The sequence below is a fragment of the Candidatus Enterococcus moelleringii genome (assembly GCF_017377575.1).
GTDB classification, from domain to species: Bacteria; Bacillota; Bacilli; order Lactobacillales; family Enterococcaceae; genus Enterococcus_A; species Enterococcus_A moelleringii.
Genome location: NZ_JAFREM010000029.1, coordinates 18,228 through 43,328 on the forward strand (window position 1 = coordinate 18,228; position 25,101 = coordinate 43,328).

General features: G+C 42.6%; 29 protein-coding genes and 1 other annotated feature. Of the genes, 3 read left to right on the forward strand and 26 right to left on the reverse strand.

The genetic code is table 11. The features are described 5' to 3' along the window. Positions 1 to 10 precede the first annotated feature (10 nt). A complete protein-coding gene (locus JZO70_RS17440; protein ID WP_207674957.1) occupies positions 11 to 643 on the reverse strand; it encodes a hypothetical protein in 633 nt (210 codons plus the stop codon). 26 nt (positions 644 to 669) lie between these two features. Next, positions 670 to 1,026: a hypothetical protein gene (locus JZO70_RS17445; protein WP_242704003.1), complete on the reverse strand. Its 357-nt coding sequence runs from the start codon at positions 1,024 to 1,026 to the stop codon at positions 670 to 672. Positions 1,027 to 1,374: 348 nt separating this feature from the next. Here JZO70_RS17445 and JZO70_RS17450 point away from each other — a divergent pair, with 348 nt between their 5' ends. After that, a complete protein-coding gene (locus tag JZO70_RS17450; RefSeq protein WP_207674958.1) occupies positions 1,375 to 3,621 on the forward strand; it encodes a hypothetical protein in 2,247 nt (748 codons plus the stop codon). A gap of 51 nt (positions 3,622 to 3,672) precedes the next feature. Here the strand turns inward: JZO70_RS17450 and JZO70_RS17455 are convergent, their stop codons facing one another. From JZO70_RS17455 to JZO70_RS17545, 19 genes are all read right to left on the reverse strand, one after another. Next, positions 3,673 to 4,800 (reverse strand): 5-methyltetrahydropteroyltriglutamate--homocysteine S-methyltransferase, encoded by a 1,128-nt coding sequence (locus JZO70_RS17455; RefSeq protein WP_207674959.1) that lies wholly within the window; start codon positions 4,798 to 4,800, stop codon positions 3,673 to 3,675. A gap of 20 nt (positions 4,801 to 4,820) precedes the next feature. Then, positions 4,821 to 5,555 (reverse strand): amino acid ABC transporter ATP-binding protein, encoded by a 735-nt coding sequence (locus JZO70_RS17460; protein ID WP_207674960.1) that lies wholly within the window; start codon positions 5,553 to 5,555, stop codon positions 4,821 to 4,823. Between the two features lie 12 nt (positions 5,556 to 5,567). After that, entirely contained in the window at positions 5,568 to 6,224 is a 657-nt protein-coding gene (locus JZO70_RS17465) for an amino acid ABC transporter permease (protein WP_207674961.1), read from the reverse strand. 14 nt (positions 6,225 to 6,238) lie between these two features. Beyond that, entirely contained in the window at positions 6,239 to 7,000 is a 762-nt protein-coding gene (locus JZO70_RS17470; protein WP_207674962.1) for an amino acid ABC transporter substrate-binding protein, read from the reverse strand. Further along, complete coding sequence (locus JZO70_RS17475) at positions 7,001 to 8,143, reverse strand: trans-sulfuration enzyme family protein (RefSeq protein ID WP_207674963.1); 1,143 nt, start codon at positions 8,141 to 8,143, stop codon at positions 7,001 to 7,003. Positions 8,144 to 8,274: 131 nt separating this feature from the next. Continuing rightward, positions 8,275 to 8,511 (reverse strand) — a binding site (T-box leader). Between the two features lie 97 nt (positions 8,512 to 8,608). After that, complete coding sequence (locus JZO70_RS17480) at positions 8,609 to 9,178, reverse strand: NAD(P)H-dependent oxidoreductase (RefSeq protein ID WP_207674964.1); 570 nt, start codon at positions 9,176 to 9,178, stop codon at positions 8,609 to 8,611. A gap of 135 nt (positions 9,179 to 9,313) precedes the next feature. Continuing rightward, the gene (locus JZO70_RS17485) at positions 9,314 to 9,751 is read right to left on the reverse strand and encodes an N-acetyltransferase (protein WP_207674965.1); all 438 of its coding nucleotides are present in this window, start codon (positions 9,749 to 9,751) and stop codon (positions 9,314 to 9,316) included. Further along, a complete protein-coding gene (locus JZO70_RS17490; protein WP_207674966.1) occupies positions 9,748 to 10,293 on the reverse strand; it encodes a GNAT family N-acetyltransferase in 546 nt (181 codons plus the stop codon). Before JZO70_RS17490 ends, JZO70_RS17485 begins: the two co-directional genes overlap by 4 nt. A 413-nt stretch (positions 10,294 to 10,706) precedes the next feature. After that, positions 10,707 to 11,762 carry an AbrB family transcriptional regulator gene (locus JZO70_RS17495; protein ID WP_347565194.1) on the reverse strand — a complete coding sequence of 352 codons (1,056 nt, stop codon included), beginning with the start codon at positions 11,760 to 11,762 and terminating at the stop codon, positions 10,707 to 10,709. A 152-nt stretch (positions 11,763 to 11,914) separates the two neighbouring features. After that, on the reverse strand, positions 11,915 to 12,778 hold the full coding sequence (locus JZO70_RS17500) for a helix-turn-helix domain-containing protein (protein WP_207674967.1): 864 nt from the start codon (positions 12,776 to 12,778) through the stop codon (positions 11,915 to 11,917). A 410-nt stretch (positions 12,779 to 13,188) separates the two neighbouring features. Further along, positions 13,189 to 14,550, reverse strand: coding sequence for a PTS cellobiose transporter subunit IIC (gene celB, locus JZO70_RS17505; protein WP_207675108.1), 1,362 nt, complete (start codon positions 14,548 to 14,550; stop codon positions 13,189 to 13,191). 4 nt (positions 14,551 to 14,554) lie between these two features. Beyond that, positions 14,555 to 15,073, reverse strand: a complete 519-nt coding sequence (locus JZO70_RS17510; RefSeq protein ID WP_207674968.1) for a hypothetical protein — start codon at positions 15,071 to 15,073, stop codon at positions 14,555 to 14,557. Positions 15,074 to 15,090: 17 nt separating this feature from the next. Continuing rightward, on the reverse strand, positions 15,091 to 15,414 hold the full coding sequence (locus JZO70_RS17515) for a PTS cellobiose transporter subunit IIA (RefSeq protein WP_207674969.1): 324 nt from the start codon (positions 15,412 to 15,414) through the stop codon (positions 15,091 to 15,093). 25 nt (positions 15,415 to 15,439) lie between these two features. Further along, positions 15,440 to 17,449, reverse strand: a complete 2,010-nt coding sequence (locus JZO70_RS17520; protein WP_207674970.1) for a BglG family transcription antiterminator — start codon at positions 17,447 to 17,449, stop codon at positions 15,440 to 15,442. 16 nt (positions 17,450 to 17,465) lie between these two features. After that, entirely contained in the window at positions 17,466 to 17,780 is a 315-nt protein-coding gene (locus tag JZO70_RS17525) for a PTS cellobiose transporter subunit IIB (protein ID WP_207674971.1), read from the reverse strand. Between the two features lie 20 nt (positions 17,781 to 17,800). Beyond that, positions 17,801 to 19,234, reverse strand: a complete 1,434-nt coding sequence (locus JZO70_RS17530) for a 6-phospho-beta-glucosidase (RefSeq protein WP_207674972.1) — start codon at positions 19,232 to 19,234, stop codon at positions 17,801 to 17,803. Positions 19,235 to 19,544: 310 nt separating this feature from the next. After that, positions 19,545 to 19,889 (reverse strand): hypothetical protein, encoded by a 345-nt coding sequence (locus tag JZO70_RS17535; RefSeq protein ID WP_207674973.1) that lies wholly within the window; start codon positions 19,887 to 19,889, stop codon positions 19,545 to 19,547. 17 nt (positions 19,890 to 19,906) lie between these two features. Continuing rightward, on the reverse strand, positions 19,907 to 20,224 hold the full coding sequence (locus tag JZO70_RS17540; protein ID WP_207674974.1) for a hypothetical protein: 318 nt from the start codon (positions 20,222 to 20,224) through the stop codon (positions 19,907 to 19,909). Next, on the reverse strand, positions 20,224 to 20,424 hold the full coding sequence (locus JZO70_RS17545; RefSeq protein ID WP_207675109.1) for a helix-turn-helix transcriptional regulator: 201 nt from the start codon (positions 20,422 to 20,424) through the stop codon (positions 20,224 to 20,226). Before JZO70_RS17545 ends, JZO70_RS17540 begins: the two co-directional genes overlap by 1 nt. A 245-nt stretch (positions 20,425 to 20,669) precedes the next feature. Here JZO70_RS17545 and JZO70_RS17550 point away from each other — a divergent pair, with 245 nt between their 5' ends. Together JZO70_RS17550 and JZO70_RS17555 are read left to right on the forward strand one after the other, a co-directional pair. Then, positions 20,670 to 21,197 carry a hypothetical protein gene (locus JZO70_RS17550; RefSeq protein WP_207674975.1) on the forward strand — a complete coding sequence of 176 codons (528 nt, stop codon included), beginning with the start codon at positions 20,670 to 20,672 and terminating at the stop codon, positions 21,195 to 21,197. A gap of 12 nt (positions 21,198 to 21,209) precedes the next feature. Next, positions 21,210 to 21,422: a helix-turn-helix domain-containing protein gene (locus tag JZO70_RS17555; RefSeq protein ID WP_207674976.1), complete on the forward strand. Its 213-nt coding sequence runs from the start codon at positions 21,210 to 21,212 to the stop codon at positions 21,420 to 21,422. A 10-nt stretch (positions 21,423 to 21,432) separates the two neighbouring features. Here the strand turns inward: JZO70_RS17555 and JZO70_RS17560 are convergent, their stop codons facing one another. The 5 genes from JZO70_RS17560 to cobU all read right to left on the reverse strand — a co-directional run bounded on the left by JZO70_RS17560 (position 21,433) and on the right by cobU (position 25,097). Next, positions 21,433 to 22,488 (reverse strand): hypothetical protein, encoded by a 1,056-nt coding sequence (locus JZO70_RS17560; RefSeq protein ID WP_207674977.1) that lies wholly within the window; start codon positions 22,486 to 22,488, stop codon positions 21,433 to 21,435. A 165-nt stretch (positions 22,489 to 22,653) separates the two neighbouring features. Then, positions 22,654 to 23,190, reverse strand: coding sequence for an ECF transporter S component (locus JZO70_RS17565; RefSeq protein ID WP_242704005.1), 537 nt, complete (start codon positions 23,188 to 23,190; stop codon positions 22,654 to 22,656). A gap of 22 nt (positions 23,191 to 23,212) precedes the next feature. Next, positions 23,213 to 23,755, reverse strand: coding sequence for a histidine phosphatase family protein (locus JZO70_RS17570; RefSeq protein WP_207674978.1), 543 nt, complete (start codon positions 23,753 to 23,755; stop codon positions 23,213 to 23,215). Then, positions 23,752 to 24,513 (reverse strand): adenosylcobinamide-GDP ribazoletransferase, encoded by a 762-nt coding sequence (gene cobS, locus JZO70_RS17575; RefSeq protein WP_207674979.1) that lies wholly within the window; start codon positions 24,511 to 24,513, stop codon positions 23,752 to 23,754. Before cobS ends, JZO70_RS17570 begins: the two co-directional genes overlap by 4 nt. Beyond that, positions 24,510 to 25,097: a bifunctional adenosylcobinamide kinase/adenosylcobinamide-phosphate guanylyltransferase gene (gene cobU / locus JZO70_RS17580; protein ID WP_207674980.1), complete on the reverse strand. Its 588-nt coding sequence runs from the start codon at positions 25,095 to 25,097 to the stop codon at positions 24,510 to 24,512. The genes cobS and cobU overlap by 4 nt, the downstream gene beginning before the upstream one ends. Between the last annotated feature and the right edge of the window lie 4 nt (positions 25,098 to 25,101).

Sequence of the window (25,101 nt, forward strand, 5' to 3'; positions counted from 1 at the left end):
AGGCTGCTACCTACCACTTAGTAGGAGTAAATTTCAAGCCTAAATCATACATTTCGGTGATCGGGCTAGTAACTACCCCTTTAGCAAAGCTCCCAGAATAACCAAATGTTAATGCAGTTGCTTGTCCAGCAGTACCGCTGGCAGTCAATTTGCCTTCGCTGTTGGCCAGTTCCCCAATCTTGGTTCCGATAGCATTGCCTTTTGGTGTACCTCCGTCAATCACTGGCACATTGGTGGTTGCACTCCCTAAGTGCGCATCCAAAGCAACGTTTAAGCTGGCAACCTTACTAAGATCACCGCCAGCTGCTTGCGAATTAAAGCTGTCGACAGAAACGGTTACCGGACGACCGGAATGATTTTCAATCGTATAAGTTGGTGATTTGATCGTGGTAGCAGTCCCGGCACTATAGAATAAAGTGGTACTTGGAACCGTCACGTTGACCCAGTCGGTATTACCTTCATCGATTCCAGCATCTGGTTTGGAATTATCGGCGCCTAAAGTCCCTTGAACTGGAACTGTAGAAGTCCCCGCTTCAGTTACTACCTTTGTGCCGTCGCCATTATCGGTTTCTGCCGCCGAAGCTGTAGCTACGAAGCCTAATATACTTGCACTTACTAATAAACCTGCCATAAATTTTTTCATTTGTTGATCTCCTCATTTGTTTTATTTTATTCCACCGTAATACTCAATGCCGATTTTACCTGGCCTTGTTGTTTCTTGGTATCAGAGTTAAAAATTTGAAAAGTTGCGGTCGCCTGATAGATGCCGGGTTCCAGCTTTTTATCCAGCGTCGCTTCTTTTATCTCCTCGCCGGGCTCAATCCCGCCGGATGTATAGAGAACCTCCCCGGTATTGTCTAAAGTAATGACGACATTGGCGGGTTGAGAATTGGAGGGGGGATTTTGAATGGCTAAATTGCCGGTCATGGTTGCTTGATCAAAGTTAGCTGAGGCCACGACCCGCATATTAAACTGACTCTTGTCCACGGCCGTTTGGGCATAATTGGCAATTTCCTCTTCCGTCATTTTGGAAGCATCCTTTCCCTCCGGCAAAAAATTCCCAGCTATTACTGTTGCTGTTTCTTCTTGGGAAAAATACCTGTAGGTGAAATATCCCCCCAGCAACAACAGCAGCAGCAATAAAAGATACCACCACTTCTTTCGTTTTTTTGTGTTGTTTTCGATAATTACTCAGACCTCCTTTTTTGAAAATGAATTTGCTGGATTGCCTCTTATCCTATCCCATTTGCTTTTACAGGTAAATACGAATTATTTTATATAATTTGGATTTTAGTTTCAAAAAAATAAAATCTCCTTCATCGATTTTCTCGTATAGTTAAGGTTGGAATTAATTAGATGTAAGGAGGTCACTGAGTGAAGAAAAGAGTTTTTTTGATCGGCTTATTGCTTGTCTCTATCATGCCTACCCATGCGTTTGCCGAAACTGTCGTGGACAGCGGACAAATGGCTAGTTCCAGCGAATCCACTGAATCAAGTCAGTCCAGCAATGAGTCTGACAGTGCACAGACTGACTCCTCGACTACCACTGAGACTTCGGAAGAGGCCGCAAGTTCAAGCACGGAGGAAGTTGCGGAAGAATTACAACCGGTGATCACACCGAGACTGGCTCAGGCAGAGACTGAGGTCAGCACTTTTGCGGTGCCATCCGGTTATCACCTGTACAACATTACCAGCTATGCCACCTTCAAAGCAGCCATGCAGGATACCGCCTACACAAAAAAATACCTGCTTTTACAAACAGATATCGTTTACGGCTATGTCAATGGCGGCATCGATACGTTAACCTTTACTGGCGACACCATTATTGATGGGGCGGGGACAGATGGAACCCATCAGTATGGGATGTACTATGGCTATACTTTAGCTGATGGCACGAATAATTGGGCCACCCTGCTGAAGGTTTCCACCGCAAATTTAAACATTACCTTTCGCAATTTGAAGTTTGGCAGCAGCGCCTACCCTAATTCCACTACCGCGGGCCTAGTTTATCCTTACACCGACGGCTCATCCTTTGCAGCAAATCTGAATTTGACGGTGGAAAATATCAATTACAATATTCCCGGCAATGGCGCAGTTCCCTTCAATGGTTATTACGGAACCGGCAGCACGGTAACCTTCAAAGGTACAAACAGCTTCATCAGCTCCAGTACCGGAAATTATGGTCGGGAATTTGCTTCAGGATTTCGCAACATCGTGTTTGATAGCGACAGCACCAACTATATTAAGGTGATGTCCAATCCTAGTGGCGAGGACGCGGTTTTTCGCGGAGAATCCGAGCGGGGACCAATTGATGTTGCTTTAAATCCACGGGCTCAGGTGACGATTGATAATGGGAAAAATGATTTGTTTGCCAGTACTACGGCGAATTTAACGATCGGCGAAGCGGCTCAATTTCATTACAACGTGATAAACGGTGGCGGATTGAGGAATGTCAGCTATTTGAATAGCGGCATTCGCGGCGTGTCTGATGGTGCGCCTACGAATATTTCAGTCGGGAAAAATGCTGAGGCGGTTTTTGAGAATAATAAGTCCATTTCGACTTCTTGGGCAATGACCGGAAACACGGTGATTAATGCTAATCAACCAAAACGAGTTTTATTTTCCAAAATAAATACATCAGGTTCGTTGTTTACCGGCGGATCGGTGACCTTCAATCGAAAGGATACCGACGCTACGAAAAAAGATCAACTCAGCCTTTTAACCAACGGTGCAACAGAAACAACAAATTCCAAACTGCTGGGGCTTAATCAGTCGGCAGTTTACACCCAATCAGAAACTGGTAATCAAGTCGCTTTAGTTTATCAACCCACCGTGGCCATAAGCAACCTTTCAACTACAACGCAGGTAGCTCCGCGACAAAGCGATCTGATTCTTGGTGGAACTTTGGAAGTAACCCCGGCAGACCGTACCTTGCAGCAAGTTAGTTACAAAGTTGCGACGACCAATTTGATTCCAAACCAAGACATTAACAGTGACAGCACCCAAGCAACGATTGAAAATACAGCCGATGGTGCATTGCTGGCTAATCAGGTGGTAACTGGCAGTACCCAGCTGACGCTCAATCAACTGGTGGCTCAAGACTATTACCTTTATGCCAAGGTGAAGGATCAAGTTTCCTTGACGGCTTCCAATCGCAGCTTTACAGTCAGCACCACCAGCAATTGGTTTGCAGCCACCCAAACAGTCGAACCAGGAATTTTTGTGCAGCTGCCGGTTGCGACCGAATTTGCTTCCCCCATGACTGGCGCCTTCCAAAGCAGCAGTTATGCGGCGGAAAATTTAGGCAATACTCCTGTGGCAATTTCGGTCTCTGCGTTATCTGCTGGAGCAACCAACCAATTTACACTGGTGGATCAGTTGAGTAAGCCGGCGAAGTTCGAAGCAACCTTGGACTTGTCACTGAAGGCAGCTTTTAATAATCAACAAAAAGTAGTGAGTTTGACCACGATTGATTCTAGCCAAGCAATTGTTTTACCACCTTTTAGTGGAGCAAACAGCAGCGGAACATTTGCCTTTCAAGGAAATTACTCTGGACCCTTGAGCGGGATTAAACAAAGCAATTACCAATTGACATTTTCTATTCAGCCGACTGGTGACTAGAAAAAGTTTATCGGAATCCTCAGCATATTTATTGAGGATTCCTCTTTTTGTTTACCAGACTTGTTCTGCGATTTCTTGTAAAAAATTAATTTTAGCCCATTGCTCCTCTTCCGTCAGCTTGTTGCCTTCTTGGGTTGAAGCAAAACCGCATTGGGGACTGATGGCTAAATTTTCTAACGGTACATACTGTGTGGCTTCGTTAATTCGCTCGATCACTGAAGTAACATCCTCCAGCTCTGGGTGTTTCGAAGTAATTAAGCCCAGTACCACTTTGCTATCTGAATTATTCCAGTAACGCAGCGGCGCAAAATCTCCCGCTCGATCAGAATCGTATTCTAAGAAAAAGCCGTCGTATTTGGTGGAAAACAGTTCTTTGGCAATCGGCTCGTAACCACCTGAGAACAACCAAGACGATGCGTGATTCCCCCGACAAATGTGAGTAGTGATGGTCAAATCCTGTGGCTTATCCTTCAGCGCTTCATTAATAATATCGGCACAAATTTGCGCGATCTCATTCGGGTCAATTCCCTTTTCCTTCAACTCCGTCCGTTTGTCCGCATCTGCCAAGAAGGCCCAATTGGTATCGTCAAATTGTAAATAGCGGCAGCCGATTTGATAAAAGGCTTGAATCGCGTCCCGGTAAGTTTCAGCCAAGTCACGGTAAAACTCCTGCAAATCAGGATAAATCGTATCAATCTTCGATGTGCCGTCATTCGCTAAAAGCTCTTGGCGCAAAATCATCGTGGGACTAGGAATCGTTGCCTTGGCATAGTAGCCCGGCTCCGTCTCTACCTGTTCATTCAAGAAAATAAAATCTGCTAAAAAAGGATGGTCTGGATTAAAGGCAATCCGATCCTCCACACGAATATTGTAAGAAGGTGCGGCTTTTCCGTGGAACTGCTGATTGTAGCCCGTTTCTGGCACATAGCCCACCACCCCATGCAAGTTTTCTAGAAAATCAATGTGCCAAAAGCCCCGGCGGAATTCACCATCGGTAATACCTTTGATTCCGGCAGCTTTTTGCTGTTCTACCAACTTTGCAATCTCCTGATTCTCAAGTTCCCGCAGTTCAGCCGAGGTTATGATTCCATCGGCAGCTTGTTGGCGGGCTTTTTTGATACTTTCTGGTCGCAGGAAACTGCCTACGTGGTCTACAGTAAAGGGAATTTTATTGGTCATTTTTATCATCCTTTGTTGTTTTATTGAGAAACTCGTTGAATAAACTGCTGAATTCGTGGGATGTCGCTAATAAAAAAGTGCTCGGTGTCTCCATCGTAAAAGACTGTCCCGTTTTCAATAAACAAAATCCGGTCGGCAATTTTTCGGGCAAAATCCACATGGTGAGTTACGATAATTTGCGAATTGCCTTGATCGGCTAGATTTTGAATCACGTTTAAAACCTCTTGCGCCAATTCGGGATCTAACGCACTGGTAGGTTCATCGTATAAAATGAACTTTGGCTCCATCGCCAGTGCACGGGCGATCGCCACCCGCTGCTGCTGACCGCCGGATAAGGATTTAGGATAGCTATCGCTTTTTTCCGATAAGCCCACCAGCTGCAATAATTGGCGGGCTTGCTGTTTGGCAACAGCAGCCGGTACTTTTTTTACCTGCGTTGGTCCTTCCATGACATTTTCCACCACCGTTAAGTGAGGAAATAAGTTAAAGGCCTGAAACACCATACTGAAATTTGCTCGGTGCTGCCGTAATTCTTTAAAAGGCAGCTTTTGCGGAAAAGCGATAATTTTGTCCTCCAGCTGAATCTCACCTTGATCCGGTTGCTCCAACAAATTGATCAGCCGCAGCAGGGTGCTTTTCCCTGAGCCGGAAGGTCCAAGGATCGCGGTTGTTTTTCCATCCTCGAAGCTCAAGGAAATATTTTTCAAAACCGGCTCGTCGGTAAATGTTTTCGTTAAATTCTTTAATGTCAGCAAACCAATTCCTCCTTAATAACGAGCCATGCGCTGCTCAAGTCGTTGTTGAAAATAACCCAACACAGTACAAACCATCAAATAATATACAGCAACTAAGCAGTATAACAGCAGCGGCTCATAAGTCCGCGCGGCAATCCGCTGGCCGGTCATAAAAATTTCAACAATCGTGATGCTGGAAGCAAGGGACGTATCCTTCACTAAGCTAATCAGCGTGTTGGACAAAGGAGGTACCGCAATTTTAAAAGCCTGCGGCGCTAAAATGCGGCGCAAAATTTGCCAACGGCTCATGCCTAATGAGGCTGCCGATTCATATTGTCCATTCGGAATCGCCAGCAACGCCGAGCGAATTGTTTCAGAAGCATAAGCTCCAGTATTCAAGGACAAGGTCAAGACTGCCGCTGGGAAAGCTTCAAACTGAATCCCCACACTAGGCAATCCGAAAAAGACAATGAACAACTGAACCAACAGCGGTGTCCCGCGGAAAATCCAAACATACAGATAGAAAATCGTATTTAAAATTCGCTGTTTCGAAATACGCGCCAAAGCTGTGATCACCGCAATGATCAAGCCAAAGCTAAAGGAAAGAATGGTTAAGGGTATCGTTACTTGAAGCAAGGCCGTCAGCAAGGGCCATAAACTAGTTTGTACAATTGAAAGTGTTCGCTCCATAATCACAAACCTTTCTATTGTGAAATATCCTTATCAAAATATTTCGTTGATAATTTCGTCAAAGTACCGTCATCTTTTAATTCCTGTAATGCTTGATTGATTTCTTCAATCAATTCCTCATTACCCTTATGAAGCATTGCCCCAACTTCCGTCGTCTCATCAGAAACCTGAACCAGCTTCAACGGCGCATCCGGCTGCTGATTGATGTAATCGTAATAAGTGACATCGTCGTTTAAAGTAGCATCCGCTTGTCCATTAGCAACTAATTCCGCCGACTTACTGAAGCCGTCGGTACTGACTAATTCTGCTCCGTACTCCTCAGCCAACACCGCATAATTTGAAGTCAACGATTGGGCTGATTTTTTGCCTTTCAAATCATCAAAGCTTTGGATCGTGTCATCTGCTTCATTGGTAATCAAGGAAGCATGGGAAACACTGTAGGGAATGGTGAAATCATATTTTTCTTTCCGTTCATCCGTAATACTCACTTGATTAAAGATGACATCGGATTTTTCCGCATCAAAGGCTGCCAGCATTGAATCCCAAGGGGCATCCACAAATTCTACTTGATAGCCGATTTTTTCAGCTACTGCTTCGGCCACTTCTACATCGTAACCGACTAATTCGTTTTCTTCGTTTCGATAAGAAAATGGTGCGTAGGTTCCTTCTGTGCCCACCCGCAGCACTTTTTCTTCGGTAGCAGAATTGCCAGATTGGCAGCCTCCTAGTAAAAATAAACCCGCTAGTGCGGTGACTAAAATCAGTTTCTTTTTCATCTAAATTTCCCCCTTCGCTTGCTTCAAGGCTTGCGCCACATCGGCAACTAAATCCTCGCTGTTTTCAATTCCCACCGCTACCCGCAGCAGACGATCGCTAATTCCAATTTTTTCTCGTAAATCCTGAGAATAGGACTCGTGAGTCATGGAAGCCGGGTGACAAATCAAGCTTTCAACCCCGCCTAGACTAACTGCCAGTGGAAACATTTTTAATTGTTGAACAAAAACCGATAAGTCATATTCTTCCGGTAATTCAAAGGAAATTACCGCACCAATACCAGTTGCCTGACTTGATTGAATCGCCGCTTCTTCCTTGGAATGAGCCCCAGCAAAATTGACTGAAATAGCTTGGCTTTGCAAAAAAACGATCAGTTTGTGGGTATTTTCAATTTGCCGATCCATCCGTACTGCCAATGTTTTAATTCCTCGAATCAACGAATATGAATCAAAAGGACTTAAAATGTTGCCTAGCGTGTTTTGAATGACCTTCAACCGTTCACCGATTGCTTGATCATTAGTTAAAACAGCTCCCGCAATCAAATCAGCATGTCCAGATAAATATTTGGTAGCTGAATAAGTGACAATATCGGCTCCCAATGCCAACGGCTTTTGCAAGTAGGCGGTCATAAAGGTATTATCTACTGCCACGACGGCACCATGTTGATGGGCAAGCTCACTGATTCTTTTAATATCTGTGACTTCCAGCAGTGGATTAGAAGGTGTTTCGATAAAAATCATTTTTACCGTGAGATCAAAATGTTCTTCAGACAAGTGGTTAAAATCTTCCACCAGCTGGTACTCTAACCCCCGAGACTCAAACAACTGATCCAAATAGCGAAAGGTTCCGCCGTAAATATTGTTGTTCAATAAAACTTTGTCGCCGTGCTTCAAAAGCTGAAAGACCGAACTTGTAGCGGCCATCCCCGAAGCAAAGGCGTAACTATATTGCGCTTCCTCCAGCTGGCCCAGCAAATCCTCTACCTGATTCCGCGTTGGGTTGCCTCCCCTTGAGTAGGCAAAATCCTGTTCTTCTCCAATCGCCGGCTGAATATAGGTTGAAGCTAAAAAAATCGGTGGAACGATCGCACCATAAGGATTGTTATGGGCAGAAATTCCTTGAACGAGCAATGATTCAATTTTCATGTTTTCCTCCTGTAATAATATTTTTGGAATAAAAATACTTTTCCGATGCCTGCTTACGCGAAAAACCTTCGTTGATGATCCCCAAAAAGCTGCGGAAAACAAAAAAAGCCCTTTTACCAGCTATGTACTAGTAAAAGGACGAATCATCGTGTTACCACCTTTTGTTTAGACAGGTTCCCCCCGTCTCTCTGCCCGACGTCGCTAAACGCAAGATCGGCGGTCCTTGTATCGGTGGACACTCCGCTTTTGACTACCTATCGCCAAAAGTTTCTCAAAAGCCATTTTCAACTCTTCCCATCTAACTCTTTTCACCAACCAGAGTCTCTCTGCAACCGTTCCAAGTCTACTTTCTTTCTCATCGAAAAAATATTTTATTTGATTAATAGATTATCACTAATTTTTCATTTGTCAACAGAAATTTTCATTTTAATTTCATAATAGTCAGATCTGTTTCAAGAAAGATGACTATAACGCTTGACTCATTTTAGCAATTTTCCGCAAATATTTCTCACGTTTTTCATTGGAAGACCCCCGCAAATAAGCAATCTCCGTCAGCTTCACCGGTTTGATTCCACACATGCCCAGCACTTGTCGTTTTAATACCCGACCGTAATCCTGCTGCATAAAGCGAGCATAAGGCTTCGGCGTGTCGTGACTGGTGATAACCCATGCCTGACGTCCTTTTAATAACCCCACTGGCAATAGACCTTTGTACTCATAAGCGAATCCTTTGGCAAACACTCGATCAATAAACCCCTTTAAGATCGCCGGCATCCCGCTCCACCAAATAGGAAAAATAAAAATCAATTGCTCCGACCACTCCAGCATTTCCCGATAGTTTGCAGTAGACGCTTCTGTCGCCAAGTCACGTCTCCTTTGCTGTTCGTTAAAAACTAAGACTGGATCGAAGTTTTCCTGATATAAATCCAGCAGCTTCACTTGGTGACTAGCCTTCAGATTTTCCTGCACAGCGTTTAAAACGGCGGCAGAAAATCCGGTTTGATTGGGGTAGGCGTAGACAATTAGTATTTTCATAAGTCATTCCCTTCGAAAGTTGATTACCATTCAGTATAGAGGTTTTGAAGGGGGAATGATAGCCGATTTTATTTGGCCAGTAAAAAAGAACGACCATTTGGACCGTGTTTGGTCCATGATCGCTCAAATACTTTCTTATGCGTTGCGCGTCCAGCTCATTTGATATTCTACTTCGTCGGTTTGTGGATCGATCCTTTCTGCTTCCACGGTGAATCCTTGCTTTACGTAAAAACGATAAGCTTGTTGATTCTGTTTGTAGACTGCCAACGTCAATTTTTCGTTTCGGCTCATTGCCTCAGCTAACAAAGCTCGGCCGATCCCCTGCTGCTGGTACTCCTTTTTGACAAAAATACCAGCGATATAACCCTCCATCAAGCCCATGAATCCGGCTAGTTCACCTTCGTCAGAGTAAACAAACAGCTGGGCATTTGGCAGCATCTCCTTGACTTCAGAATAATTGCCGCGCCAATAATCCGCTGCTACAAAATCATGAGCCTCCAAATTACTGGCTAGCCACAGTTGAGCAATTTTTTCAATTTCCTGTTGAGTGGGGTTCGTTAATTCTTTGATCATTTGTCCTCCATCTTTTCCGGTTTGACTGAATAAAAGCCAAAGGAAAAATATTTTAGTAACGCTTGATAGTCAGAAAAAACAAAGTTCGGTGTATTCGCTAATACATCGTACAGCACACCATATTCTTTGACTTTGTGTCCGGTATCGTGGAAATTATTTTTGAAATAAAACTGTTGTCTCCTCAGGCGCTGCTGATAATTCTCAGCCGCCGGATCCACCGTTTCAATTGTTAAAACCACGCCGCGATCCTGATATTTTTCCTGAATCCAGCTGAGTATTTTTGAGCCGTAGCCCTGGGAGCGCTGGTCCGGATCGGTGGCAAGATAAAAAATAAAAGTCAGTTTTTCACTGTGCACCAAATAAGTAAAACCGCAAAAGACCCCTTGATCATAAAAAGCCAAAAATTCTACCCGTTTTCTCCTCGCGAACAGCCGCAGCAGCCACACCGGCATTTGTTCTTCTTCAGGGAAAGAATTTTTATAAATATCAAAAATTTTAGCGTACTCCGGTAATTGTCGTGTAATATTTTTTACAGTAAGCATCGAATCCTCCTAAAAAAAAGACTCCTAAGAGCCTTTTTTTGTTTCTTTGTGATGGGTGATAATTTCAATCCCCATAATCATCCCGCAGGCGGCCGTCGCAACCAGCGAGATCGCCAACACACTTACCCAATTTCTTCTTTTCAATTGACTCACCTCTCTTCCATTATGCCAGAAATGAAACCATTTTCAAGAATATGGCTTTTTATTGCATAAGAAAGGCTTCGCAAACTCGCTCAGCTTTGGAGCAATAAGACTAAAATTTTGATAAACTGCTCCTCAAGTTTCTCAAAATTTTCGCTTATTGCCGACAAAGCTAGTTTGTGAAGCCGGACATCAGTAGAATTGGTTTAAGCAGCTTTCTAATTGTGAATATCTTATACTTTCTTTAAAGTCAAAAAAAGCGCTAAACAGCGCTATTCATTCACCACTAGGCGAACTAAAATTGGCAAAACAATAATCGTATACAGCGTACGGCAAATTTGAATCCCCGCAATTTTCGGCATGTCGCCTCCCAGTTCCCCCGCAATCAAGGAAATGTCGGTGGCCCCGGCTGGTGATGAAGCAAACAAAGCCGAGCGCAAATCCAGGATACCCCGCTTGTAGACAATAAAACCAAACAACACATTAATAAATAAATAGCTGCCTAACAGCAAGCAAGCCGGAATCAGCAGCTGACTGATCTGCTCCAAACTTTCTCGGGTAAAGGTACTGCCAATAATCGAACCGGCCAAAATTTGAGCCAGCTGACGAATTTTATTGTTCAACGGCGCAGTATTTTTCAACAGTTTTAGACCGCAAGAAAAAATCAGCGAGAAAATCAAGGCCCCTACCGGAATTTGCAAGTACATCCCCAATAGACCGCCAATGCCAGAAACAACTAAGATCAACAAATTATTACTAATTTCCCTATTCGTTCCAAAGGTCAGGCTCTTTTTCAAAGCTGGTTTTTCCGGTTCCGGTTTCGGATCATCTTTGCCTAAGCGCTTCAAAATAAAACTGATCCAATAAGGCAAAATCAGCAGCATCCCCACCAAACGCGCCAGCTGCATGGTCGCCACAATTTCAGCCTGGGCCCCCATGTCGATACTGATCAGCGAAACATCCATAATCCCGCCTGGCAAACAACTAAGTAAAGCCGTTACCAAATCAATCGAGAAAAAACGCGCGAACAAAAAGCCCATGACAAACGTGTTGATGGTAAAAAAAGTCATCAGCAGAACAATAGATTTCGCCAGTTTAGGAAAGTTCAATAAATCCTGCTTGGAGACCTGTTGACCGATGTAAGCCCCGCTGACAACCTGGGCGATTACCTTCAAGCTGCCCGGCATAAACATCTCGTTTGTTATAATGGAAAACAATGCCACTGCCAGCATGCTCCCTGTCATAAATGCGGCCGGCATCTTCAAGCGTTTCGCCACCGTACTACCTAAAAATCCTACCACTAAAGTTCCAATTATTTTAACCAGCACCTGCTTATCTCCTCAATGAAGCATATTCGTCTTGTTAGCTTCATTTTATCAGGTGCCTGCCAGATTGTACTGTTTTTTTATTGTTTTTTTATAAAAGTCTGCTTTTTTTCACAGCTTTGCTTGAGATGCGTGAACTATCCCTGTTCCAATTATTAATCAGCATATATGCCTTCAAGCACATTCTTCCCACTCCTCAATTTTTCTATAATCTGCCCCTGATCAATAAAGTCAAAATTTTTCCGTTTAAAGAACAATATAATAGGAAGAAAAAGTTCTCGCTCCTTGGAGTCCTTCATATAGTACTGCCGCAATTCTAAATAAATTTCATCACCATTCTTAGTGACAACTTTTAAATAGAAAGATTCTCTCATCAGCTGCTGTAAGCGAGGAGTGTAGCCCCGCGGTGACCAGCCTAGAGTTGGGTTTGAACGAAATGGGACTAGGATTAGTTCCATTGATTGGATGTCCTGATAGTTGATCCTTCTCGTTTTTCGCTGACCGAACAGAGCTTTCAAAGGTAAGATCAACTCATCTAAGGAACCGCTGATTCCCAACGAGCGTAGATGAGGTGTAGCATAAACTAGTCCAGTCTTTTCAATTCTCCAATAGTTGTAATACCGCTTGAAATCAAAGGGAAAGCCATACACACTCAAAACAATCATTAATGCAGACACCAACAATAGACGGAAAAAGTCCCCCGCCACTTCTTCTATCGAGCCCAGCCCTATGAACGAAAGCAGCGGCAGTGAAGCCATTACCCCTAGAATGATTAACGCCTTTCTGGATTTGGGTTTGCCAAAATCAAAGGGCAGCGGTAAATAAGGCGAACCGGTAATTAGTTCATCTAAGGAAATGTTCAAAATCTCGCTCAGCAAAATCAAATTGTCAATACTGGGCAGATTTTCGCCGGTTTCCCATTTGGAAATCGATTGACGTGCGATTTTCAATTCTTCTGCCAACTGAGTTTGAGTCAAATTATTTTTCTTTCTATACTTAATGATATTTTTTGCTAACACTAAAAAACTCCTTTCCTCCTATATGATAAGTGTATCCTATAAGCATAAAAATACCGCGCACTTATTACGTGCATCGGCTTGTTTTCAATGATTATTCGACTTATTTAGCAAAACATTGGCAAAAATCTATTGTAGTCATAAACTAGAGTGGTTTTACAGTCTCATTTAGCTTATTACTAAGAAAGGCTTCGCAAACTCGCTCAGCTTTGGAGCACTAAGACTAAAATTGGGATAAACTGCTCCTCAAGTTTCTCCCAATTTTCGCTTAGTGCCGACAAAGTTAGTTTGTGAAGCCGGACACCGGTAACATTGTTGTTACAAGCATTTCAATTTTGAAAAACTTATCCTTTCTTTAAGGTTAAAAAAATGGTCAAGAGAGAATTTCACCCTCATGACCATTTACTTATTTACTATGCTGCATCATTACCTTGAACACTAGCTAGTTCTTCCTTCAGCAAGCGTTTGTCATAAGAACGAATGAATGGCAGATAGATTACAAAAGCGACTAACACACAGACGATAGCCACAGCTGCGGCTTTCAAGTCACCACCGGTACTAATGAAAGCTCCTACTCCTGCTGGAGATGGCCAAGGCATATTGGCAATCACCGGACGAATAATTTCCAGTTGAATCGCAAAGTAAGCGATACTTGCTGAAACCATTGGTGCTAAGAAAAACGGCACTGCCAAGTACGGATTATAAATCAACGGTACACCGAAAATCAAAGGTTCGTTGATATTGAAGATCGCTGGAATCAAAGCCGCTTTCCCTAATACCTTCAACTGCTCTGATTTCGCCATGTAAACTAAGAAGAAACAAAAGCCTAAAGTTGCACCAGAACCACCAACGGTTACGAATGCATTGTTAAACTCACCCGCCAATGGAATATTTGCGCCTTCAGCGTTTAAAGCCATGTTGCCAAGCGTGATTGGTGTGATCAGTGAGAAGATAATGTTCGCCCCGTGAATCCCCACTAGCCATAATGCATGCACCAAGAAGTAAATGACCATAATCCCTAACCAGCTGTTGGTCAATTGAGTTACAAAACCAAACGGCACAGCAATTAATTGGAAAATGTCCGTGTTGAATGCGACTAAAACCCCGATAATTGCTAATACAACAAAAGCCACTAAGAACGCTGGAACCAATGCCGTAAAGGCCCGTGATACACCTTCTGGTACTTGTTCCGGCATACGGATAACCCAGTTTTTTGATACACATAAACGATACAACTGCACGGCGATAACAGCCATGATGATCCCGGTAAAGATCCCCACGGTTCCTAGACGAGCTATCCCGTCGCCGCCGATCTCCCAACCATTAATAATGTCTTGTCCACCGTCCGTCACACGAACCATTGAACCATTTTCCATCACTAATTGTGGGATCGCCATGAAGAATGAGAACATAGAAAGCAAAGCACCCGTCATTGGCGCCATGTTTAAATCTTCTTCTTCGGCAATAATTTTAGTATATTCGTAACCTAAGCCGATGCAGAAATACAATGCCAAGATACCCATTGTCGTGCTGTTGGCTAACATATATAATTCGCTAACTCTGAAGAAGCTGGCATTGAAAATATCTTCTAAAAAGGGAAATGTCATTGGCAGAATATTGAATACCAAGAACATGGAGCCCACGATGGTAAAAGGAATTGCGCCCATCCCTGCGCCCATAATTGCACGTACAATTTTAAACTGTGCTAATTTTCCTAAAGGTCCCATCAATGTCTTTTCTAAGAGTTTAAATATCTTGTTGTTTGATCCGTCCATTTTTTTATTCACTCGCTTTCTGTTTCAATTTGGCAAACTCCTGGATATACTCGTAATGCTTGTCTTGTTGCAAATAAATCCGTCTAATACGATGGATACAAAAGGCTGACATAAAAATCCCCACTAACAGGATCGTAACAAGGGCTGCTTTGGCTTGAGAAGAAGTCGTCAAAAAGGGGTACAACCGTTGAAAACCTCCTTCAGTAAAGCTGATAACTAACAGCACCAGATTCATACCTAGTTGAATAGATAGATAAAACTTATGATGGCGCAATTTATTCTGGATTTGATCGGTCATATCACCGTAAAGCTTCGCGTGTTCACCAATCGCCGGCAGCGTTAAAATAAATAAACTTGCCGGCAGCAGTGCATACCAGCTGCGGCTCATAAACAACATCAGCAGCCAATAGAGATTGCTGAAGAAAAAGCCGGCCAGTAAATAACGCAAGATCAAAAAGCGATTGTAGCGAAAATTTTTCAAGGCAGTTTCTTTTTTTATATCCCTTGTTCCTTTTTTACTCAAGCCAGTCCCCTCCTTTCTTAATGAATCGCAGCTTGACGTTGGTACAAGACCAGCATTTCCGCAGCAACTTCCTTCAAGGTCATGGTGGTCATCAAATGATCCTGCGCATGCACCATGATTATTTCCATTTCTATTTTTTCACCGTTAGCATAATTCTTTAGTAATTCGGTTTGTGCACGGTGTGCCTTCACCAACGATTCATTGGCATCCTCTAATTTTTGTTCAGCGGTGGCAAATTCACCCTCCCGCATATGCTGGAACGATTCATGCACCAGTGTGCGCGCGTCCCCACTGCTTAAGATAATTTCAAAAGCAACTTCCTGTAATTTTTCAGAATCCATCTTTTTCACTCCTGCCGTTTTTCTATTAAAGCGATTTAATTAGTTTTGCAATAAATTCTTCGTAATTTTTACTAGCAACTAATTGGGCACAAAATTCTTCGTCCTCAATAATCGGTACCAGCATGTGACTGACTTTCTCTAATTCCACCCGGCCCAGCTTATCCGGCGACATCAAGAGCACCAGCTGGATCTCTGGATATTCCGCTTCCCAATAGACACCCTTTGGTACAATCGCCGCGGCAACATACGCCTCTTCGGTCAAGGCCTCAATCGGATGGGGTACGGCTAAGCGGGATGAAAACGCCACTGAACTATAGCTTTCCCGCAAACGCAGCTGTTGATTGAAGGCAGCTTTTATCGGTTTGCCCTCTACTGCCTCCAGGCGAGTAATCAATTGATCGACAACCTCCTTTTTGGTAGAAGGTGAATCCAGCTTTATAAACAGCTCAGGTCGGAAACATTGTTGAATCAACTCGATTTGCCCCGCTTTTTTCTCAGCATCCGCTGCTTCATCTTTAAGGCTTGGAAAGTTAGACGGTCTAAAGCCGGACAATTCATGATTGATCTTTTTAATATCTTCTTCGCCAACAAACACACTGACATAAACAATCGGTGTGTGATGAATCACGTTGGGCAAATTAATTGAGGAAATAATTAAATCAATTTTGTCTAAATCCTGATCGGCAATCTCGTAATAGCTGATGACTTTTTCAATTAAAATCTTCGAACCGAATTCCCGCTCCAAGCGGTTTTTAATCATTTGCGAACTGCCTAAGCCGGTGGCACAAATTACTAGGACCCGTGCTTTTAGGTCATTATGGTATCGTTCAACTGCCGCCGTTAAGTGAATCGTTAAGTAGGCCCACTCGCTGTCGGTAATTTCATAAGGTTGAAAAATCGGCATCTTAGAGAGATATTTGATTGTCATCTGCAGTAAATCCCCATAATGCTGACGAATTTCCTCCATCAGTGGATTTTCGATACTCATGTTGTTTTGCAACCGCAATAAGAAGGGGGTAAAATGCATCATCAACCCGTCAATCAAAATCGAATCCTGCTGCAGGTGATAACCCGTTTCCTGATCAAAGGCTGCCAATGCTTCCAACAGCTGGGCTTTAATTTCCGATTCACTATAAGTGGTTTTCTGGAAAACCCGTTTGGAGGTAATCTTGTTGCGCAAATGCAGCGCAATGTAATTAGCCTCTTCGCGGGGAAACTCCACTGACATACTTTCGGTAATTCGATTTACAATTCGCAAAGCTGTTTGGTATTCCAATGCATCCTCGGATAGCTGTATCATATTGCTATACTCAATTTCGAATCCAGATTGGAGCCGTTTGATTGCCAGTCCAATGTGCAAAACAATATTGAAAATAATAAAGTCAGACAACTTCAAGCGCGCTTCTCGGCACTCGTCTAAGACAATAATGACGATCTCTTCAACGCTGATGCCATCCAGCAGGTTGGTATAAGTGGAAAAAGTATATAGATTATCCTGCAGACGCTGCAAGAAGAAATAATTCATCATAAAATGACGAATATTTTTCTCATTACCCACAGCAAAGATTCCTCGATTACTTTTACTGCTTAATTCAATCTCGTAAGGCTTCAACAGTTTCTTGACCTCGACTAAATCGTTGGAAACCGTTGAGCGAGAGACAAACAATTCTTCGGCTAGATTGTCCACATACACCGCTTTTTGCTCGAAAAACAATTGATTCAGGATGTAATACTGACGATCCTGCACTTCCTGAACGGCTCCATTGTCCTTGGAACAATGCGGTGACTTGGTTTCCTGTAAATAAAACGCCTGAAAGCTGTCCTGACTGTCCACCACTAAACGATAGCCGTTGCCCTGTTTTCCTTCAATCGAGCCCAGCTTTTGATCCTTCAATGTATCCTCCAATAAATGCAAGTATTTCCGAGCCGTCCGGTCTGATACCCCGAGACTGGCTGCCAGCTCCTGACTGGTCAAAAAAGTCGGCTGGTGTCCATATAGCAATTTAAGAATTTTTGTCTCTTTCTTACTCAACATGTTGATCAACCTTTATCTAAATATTTTCTTCCACAAGTTTGCCCATTTTTTCAATTCCCATTGGAATCGGCACGTAAGCCTGCGGCGGAATATTGACGATTGGTTTATTCGTTTTAATGGCAGCTTTTTCCAAATTAGCAAAATACATTTTCGTTTGTGGACTAACCAAGTACAGATCATACTCATCCTTGGCAATTGTTGTTGAGCCTTGCGAAGCTGAAGTCGCATCTAATTCGATTTCTTTTCCTTTTCCTTGCAAATACTCCGTTGTTTTCTTGGCAATAACCGAAGAAGACATACCCCCTGCACAAATAATCAATGCTCGTTTCATAATAAAATTCCTCCTAATAATTAATCTAGATCAGCGCCGTTAGTGGCGATAACTTTTTTGTACCAGTCAAACGATAATTTTTTACTGCGTTCTAATGTCCCGTTACCTTCATTGTCTTTATCAACATAAATGAAGCCATAACGTTTTTTCATTTCGCCAGTGCTGGCAGAAACCAAATCGATGCACCCCCACGGTGTGTAGCCCATCAGTTCAACACCATCTTCCAGCACGCCCTTGATCATTTGCTCAACATGAGCCTTTAAATAATCAATCCGATACTGGTCGTTCACTGTGCCGTCGTCCTCTTTAACATCAATCGCCCCAAAACCGTTTTCAACAATAAAAAGCGGTTGGCGATAGTGATCGGCGAACCAGTTCATGGAATAACGAATACCTTCAGGGTCGATTTGCCAACCCCAATCAGATGTCGGAACAAATTCATTGCGCACCAGGTCGCGGGTTTCATCATAGTCATAAGTATCATTGTCCGCTTGATGCTCAATCGCATAAGACATGTAATAACTGAAGCCAATGTAGTCAGTGGTTCCCTTTTTCAACTCGGACAAGTCTGCTTCAGTGATATCTAAATCAAAGCCCTTGCGCTTGAAGTAAGTCTTCATGTAGCCAGGATACTCGCCAAAAACATGAACATCAGTGAAGTAATAACGTTTTTCCATCGCCTTTTGTGCCATCAAAACATCCCCTGGCTTACAGGTTTTAGGATAAATCGGTACCATCGCAATCATACAACCGATTTCAAAATCCGGGTTGATGGCTTTCCCGATCTGAACCGCTTTGGCACTTGCCACTAATTCATAATGGGCTGCCTGATACATAATTTGCTCCCGATTATCGCCTTCTTTATAGACGATTCCTGAATTGGTGAATGGTGCAAAATCTTCGTTGTAATTGGCTTGGTTGTTAATCTCATTAAAGGTCATCCAGTATTTAACTTTGTCTTGGTAACGTTTGAAGCAAACCTCCGCAAAATTCACAAAGAAATCAATCGTTTTGCGATTGGTAAAGCCGCCGTACTTTTTCACTAAAGCAAAAGGCAGTTCAAAATGGGACAATGTCACAACCGGTTCAATGCCATGCTTCAAGCACTCATCAAACAAATCGTCGTAAAATTGCAGCCCCGCTTCATTGGGCTCCGCCTCATCTCCTTCAGGAAAAATCCTCGTCCAGGCAATCGATGTCCGGAAACATTTAAAACCCATCTCCGCAAACAATGCGATATCCTCTTTGTAGTGATGATAAAAATCAATCGCCTCATGGTTCGGATAATTCTTGCCAGCGATCACGCCATCAGTAATCTCGCGGGGAACGCCCGGTCCACCCATCGTCATGACATCCGCTACGCTGATGCCCTTACCACCTTCTTGCCAGCCGCCTTCCAGCTGATGTGCGGCAACTGCGCCACCCCACAAAAAATTTTCTGGTAATCCTGTCATTGCTTCACCTTCCTTTTCTTTCTATGCTCTAAGAATAATAGATAGCGCTTTCTATAGGAAGACATATTCTTTCCTTATCGTTACGGAACCTTGTTCATTTGTTTAAACGAAAAGGTTGAAACCGCTATCTAGCGAGCGTTTGTACTCCGGCAATAGTTGATTTTACCGTTGTGGAAAAAGAGAAATTTCCTTAGTGAAAAGGGAATTTAGACTACTTTTGCTCGCAAAAAGAGCAGCTATCGCAAAAAATTCCGGATAGCTGCCGAGTATTTTTATCTAGTTTTTAGAAACTGTAATCAAACTTTCTTGGTTACATTTCCCGATCATAGCGCTTCAGCGAATACGTCCGTACCGCAAAAACGATACATAGAATTACCAACGTATAATACTTGTAAATCTCAAATAGATTTTCTTGAGATAGTAGTCCCCGGATAAGGTAGACGCTTTGGAAAATTTCACTTACTAAGGTGACCACTGCCATCAAGCTTCCTGCTATATAGAACGTCGATAATGCCGTACTATTTGCTTTAGCAACCACCGATTGCCAGCGCTCGTCATTTTTATTTTCCTTCCGGCTTTTATTTTCAAAACCAATGCCGTAACTCATATAAGCGACAATTATAGTCATTGAAATTGCAATAAAAAAGTAAATCATACTTTTCCTCCTTTGGCTTAAAGTACGCTGTTATAGTATCGCAAGGCGATGTATTCGATAGGATTACTTAACAATAAAGTATAAAGGCCATAGTTGAATACGAGTCCCAGTTCAATTGTTTTTGAAGATCCAGTTATACTGAAGTATAGAGAACCAATACAAATAAGCAAAGAGACCAAATAATAATAAATCATGATCTGTTTACTAGCTTTTGAAGTTACTAATCTCCAACGTTCATCGTTTTTATACTCTTTTTCTTTTCTACTCTTAAATACCATAGTTGCAATTAAAAATATTACTAAAATAGTTAATAGTCCAAAGCTCACCCATTCCATCAGTCATCCTCCTCTGGTCTAAACACTTCTGTAATTTCCACCTCAAAAGCCGAGGCAATTTTAAAGGCTAACTCCAACGACGGTGTGTACTTGTATTTCTCTATGGAGATCACCGCCTGGCGGGAAATTCCTACCCGATCCGCTAAATCTGCCTGAGTCCAATCCCGCTCGGCTCGTAACACCTTGATACGATTTTTAATCAAACCAAACGTCCTCCTTGCTAACCTCTTCATTACAAATTGTAAACAAGTGATTACATTTTGTCAATACAGTATTACTAAGGATTCTTATTATTGATCAATTTAAGGAAGACCTCTTCCATATTTTTTCAGTGTAGCAACTTAAAAATCCGAATTTTATTCATCCTCAAATTATCTTTTATCGACAATTAATTATTGTTTAACGATAATTATCGTGCTATACTATACATGAGGAGGCGAGGATCATGGACTTAAAAAAATCTCGCGATACATTTTGGATAATTGATGGATTATTTAAATTATTGGCAGTTGGATGTTTTGCTTGGGTGATTTATCTAGCAGTGCAGCTGTTTGGTTATCAGAATCCCGTGATTACAGACGCAAACAGGATTGTTGTCATTGGACTTTTGTCAGAAGGTGGACTTACAGCTTCCCAACAAGACGTTACTAACACGCTAATGGCAATGCCGCAACTTCTTGTTTGGGGTATAGCCTTTTGGTTGGGCAGTCGGATTTTCTATGATTTGTCAGAAAATCGAACACCTTTTTCCAAAACAATCCAAAAACGAATCGATTGGATTGCTAAAAGCGTGCTGGGTCTAGCAATTTTCTATCCGGTAATCTACTCCTTAATCGCTACAGTGGTAGCCGGTGAAATTAACCTATATCTTACCTTTGATTTGAGCCTGATTATGGGACTGGTTCTTTCCAGTATAGCCGCGATCTTCCGCTACGCGATCTCCCTCCAAGAACTAGCCGATGACACTGTATAAGGGGGCTGTGAGATGCCAATTACTGTTCACTTAGACCGCATGATGGCGGAGCGAAAGATCAGCTTGAAGGATTTGGCAGAAGAAGTCGGCATCACCAATGCCAATCTCTCCAAGCTGAAAACCGGCAAAGTCAGTGCCGTGCGTTTTTCCACTTTGGAGGCGATTTGCGATGTGCTGGATTGTCAGCCGGGAGATTTATTAGAATATCAAAAAGGCGAAAAGTAGTCAGTTACAACTACTTCTCGCCTTTTTCAGCCTCTAATTGGCGTATCGCTAGCCAACAATAAAAATATTCCAGCTTTCCTCGCGTCTGGTCGTTATTCGTCGAAAACATGTAAGGTTCACCTTTTAGCTTCATCTTTAAGGCCATACTGGAAAAAGCTCTGCCCATTGGCGCCACCGAAAGAAAATTCGGTTTTATTTCCGTTATATCAGACAGCAACAAGCGAAAAGATTCCTTCTCATTAGAAAAATGCAGACTTTTGGTGCGCTCGCTAAAGGTTACCGTCGTTTGGATTTCAGTCAGAGCATCATACAATGCCACAAGCGCGTACTTGCTGAGCACTACCACATAAGAAGCAACTATACAGGCCGCAAACATCCCGAATAAACCAAAGTTACTTATTGCATAGAATGAAAATACCAGATTAATAACAACTAAAAAACAAAAGAGCAGAGCAAAAAGAAATTTCTTCGTAAGAGATTTTCCGTATCGCAGTTTGTCTTCTTTAAGAAAAGTGATTTTCTTTGGTGCTGTCTCTTTCAAAGTGGTTTTTTGCCTCTCTAAGTAAAATGATACTGCCAGAGCTTCTTCAAACTCGTATAACCGGTCAACAAATTTTCTCCTGTTAACCTTGAAAGCAAAATACTCTTGATTGATCAGCAGATCCACTCTTTCCCCCAAAAAGAATCCTTGCGTGTGGGAATCTCCGTGTGTAGAAATATGAATAGCTGCTATATCTCCCTGACCCCACTTCACTTCTTTGTCTCCCAACCTCAACACGTATTGTTGCCTAGCTGGATACAATAGAAGAGTGATTCTTTTTGAATAGAGTAAATGATTGGCTGCCACAGCACCCAGCAAAGCAAAAACCACAATATATATCTTATATAAATGAACCTCTTTGTTGCCAGTTAGCACGACTATCCCATAAGTAAGCAACAGAATCAGCCAAAATATCGATAAGAGAGTCAAGCTTCTTTTCAATTGCGCCTTGCCATCAGTCATCATTCTTACAGAAATATCTTTCAAAAAGACCACCGGCCGCTTTCGATCTTCATTATTATCCATCACTCAAACGCTCCTATTCAACAAATATATAACATAATAACAAAAATATTATCAATAAAACTCATTATACCATAGTGAATCAGCGTTGGTTTAATATTATAAAACAAAAAAAGCCCAAATCATCCCAATTGAAGGAAGATTCAAGCTGAAATAACTTCTCATCTTTTAATTGCACCAAAACTTACTAAAAAGTCTTGGCAAAATCGACATCAACAGCAAATAGAAAATAAAATTGCCTGTAGCATGGAGTAAATCAAAGTAAACACCCTGCAAATAATAAGGCCAAAATGCTGAAATACCATAAATCAATACATCACCGCAGGCTGTCAGAAAACCAAACAAAAAGCCAGCGCCAAATGCAAAGATCAGCTGCAAACTTTTGTGCCGCTGAAAACTGGGAATTCGACCTAACAAACTGCTGAGCAAAACAATCGTTCCGTAGGCAAAAAGCTGCGTCATCGTCCACGGCCCCATACCCATATAAATATTGGTGGTAATAATCGTCAGCACCGCCAGCAAAAAGCCCCGACCGAAGCCCTTATTCAAACTAACCATAATAAAAATGGTAGTAATCGGCTGAACGTTAGGAATAAACTGAAAAGACGTGCGGCCGACCACGCAGGCCGCTGTCAGTAATGCAATAAAACAAATATCTCGCACACTAAAATGCGAGTGATTCTTTTTGAGCGAATTTTCCATCATTACTTTCACCTGATTTCTATTTTTACAAGTCCGTATCAATCACTTGATACTCACCTTGAGGAACATCCACTTCCCAAAAAGTTTTTCCCGGATTGCAGGCCTGCAAAATTACCCGCAGCACCCCTAAATGACTGACAATCACAAAATCCTGTCTTTTCCTCAATAATTTTTCAAATTCCGTCAGCACCCGCAAACGAAAATCAAAAAACGGTTCAGCTTCCGGCGGTGTTATCTCAAAAGGATCATCCAACCAGCTTTGCCATTCCACCGGATAACGGGCTTCTATCTGATTCGCATCCATGCCTTCCCACAAGCCAAAACTTTTTTCATTAAAACCAGCTAAAGCCGTTTTTTCTTGCGCCGGAAAAATCAGCTGAGCCGTTTCTTTTGTGCGAACCAGCTCACTAGTGTAAACAGGAATATCCGCTGACAAAAACGCCAGTTTCTTATGCAAAGCCAATGCCTGATTGATGCCGGTTTGATTTAATGAAACGTCGGTTGAACCATAAAACAGCCCGCGATTATTATAATCAGTTTCGCCGTGGCGAATGAAGTAAATTTTCATAGCAAACCTCGCAGACTAACCAATGTCAATAAAAAGCTGACTTGAGTCAAAGGCGATCCCGCGCCCAACGTGTCCCCATTAAAACCATCCACCTTGTTCAGCACCAGCCAGCGATAGCCCGCCGCAACAAGAACATTCACACCAAAGCATATTACTCCAACTCTGCCAAAAAGCAGCAGCAAAAGAACAAAAGTAAATCCTTGAGCGATCCCAATATCCGCCGTTTTCGTGTTCACGAAAATCGTACCTGACCCCTCAGGATTATCCCCCGCATAGCGCATATTGTAAAATAACAAAGAGATGCCGTTTTTCCCCACGACATTCAGCAGCAAAACAATAAATAACTGTTGGTAGATCGTGGTCATGGGCAGAATCGTATAAAAACTGAAAATCATTAATAAATAATAGAAAACTACTGCCAACACGCCGTTACTCCCCACTCGGCTATCCTTCATAATCGCCAGCATCCGCTCTTTATTGCGGGAAGAAAACAGACCGTCCGCCATATCCGACAAGGCGTCCAAATGAAAGCCGCCGGTAATACAAACATCAAAAAACAGCGTGAAAATCCAGGCAATTCCAGCACCAAACACTCGCTGCAAAAGTAAAAAGACCAGTGTTTCGATACAGCCCAATATCAGACCGAACAAAGTAAAATAACGCACGCCGGATCGAATACCTTCTGCCGGATTGTCAATTTCCACTGGAATCGGAACCCGAGTAAAAAACTGAAAATAGAGAATTAAACTATTGATCATTTGAGTTTTACCGGAATGCCGGCCACCACTAGAAAGGCCACATCCGCTTCCTTTCCTAGAAATTGATTAATGCGGCCGAAAACATCGCGAAACCAGCGGACAAAGGGATCTTCAGGCACAATTCCCAAGCCCACCTCGTTCGTGACGATCACCAATTCCACCGCGTTCTCCTTAGCAGCAGCGATAATTTTCTGCCATTCCGTTAAAATTTCCGCTTCAACCGCCGATTTTTCTTGTTCGGAAAAATTGGCAATCTGCTCATCAATCAGCTGATAATTTTCGCCAAATTGCTGCTGCATTAAATGATAAAAATAATTCGTCGTCAGCATGGTGGCACAATCCAGCAAATAAGATTTACTAGAAGCTGCCGCAATAAATTCCGCTAAATCGAGATACGCTTCATGGGTCGACCAAGCATTCGCCCGCCGTTCTTGATGCAGCTCCACTCGGCGTTTCGTTTCTTCATCCCGCGCCGCGCCATTTGTCGCTATGTAGCAAACCGGCTCATAATCCCAAAAAAAGCTTTCCGCAAAATTTGATTTTCCGCTTCTAGCCCCGCCAGTAATTAATGTAATCTGACCCATCGCG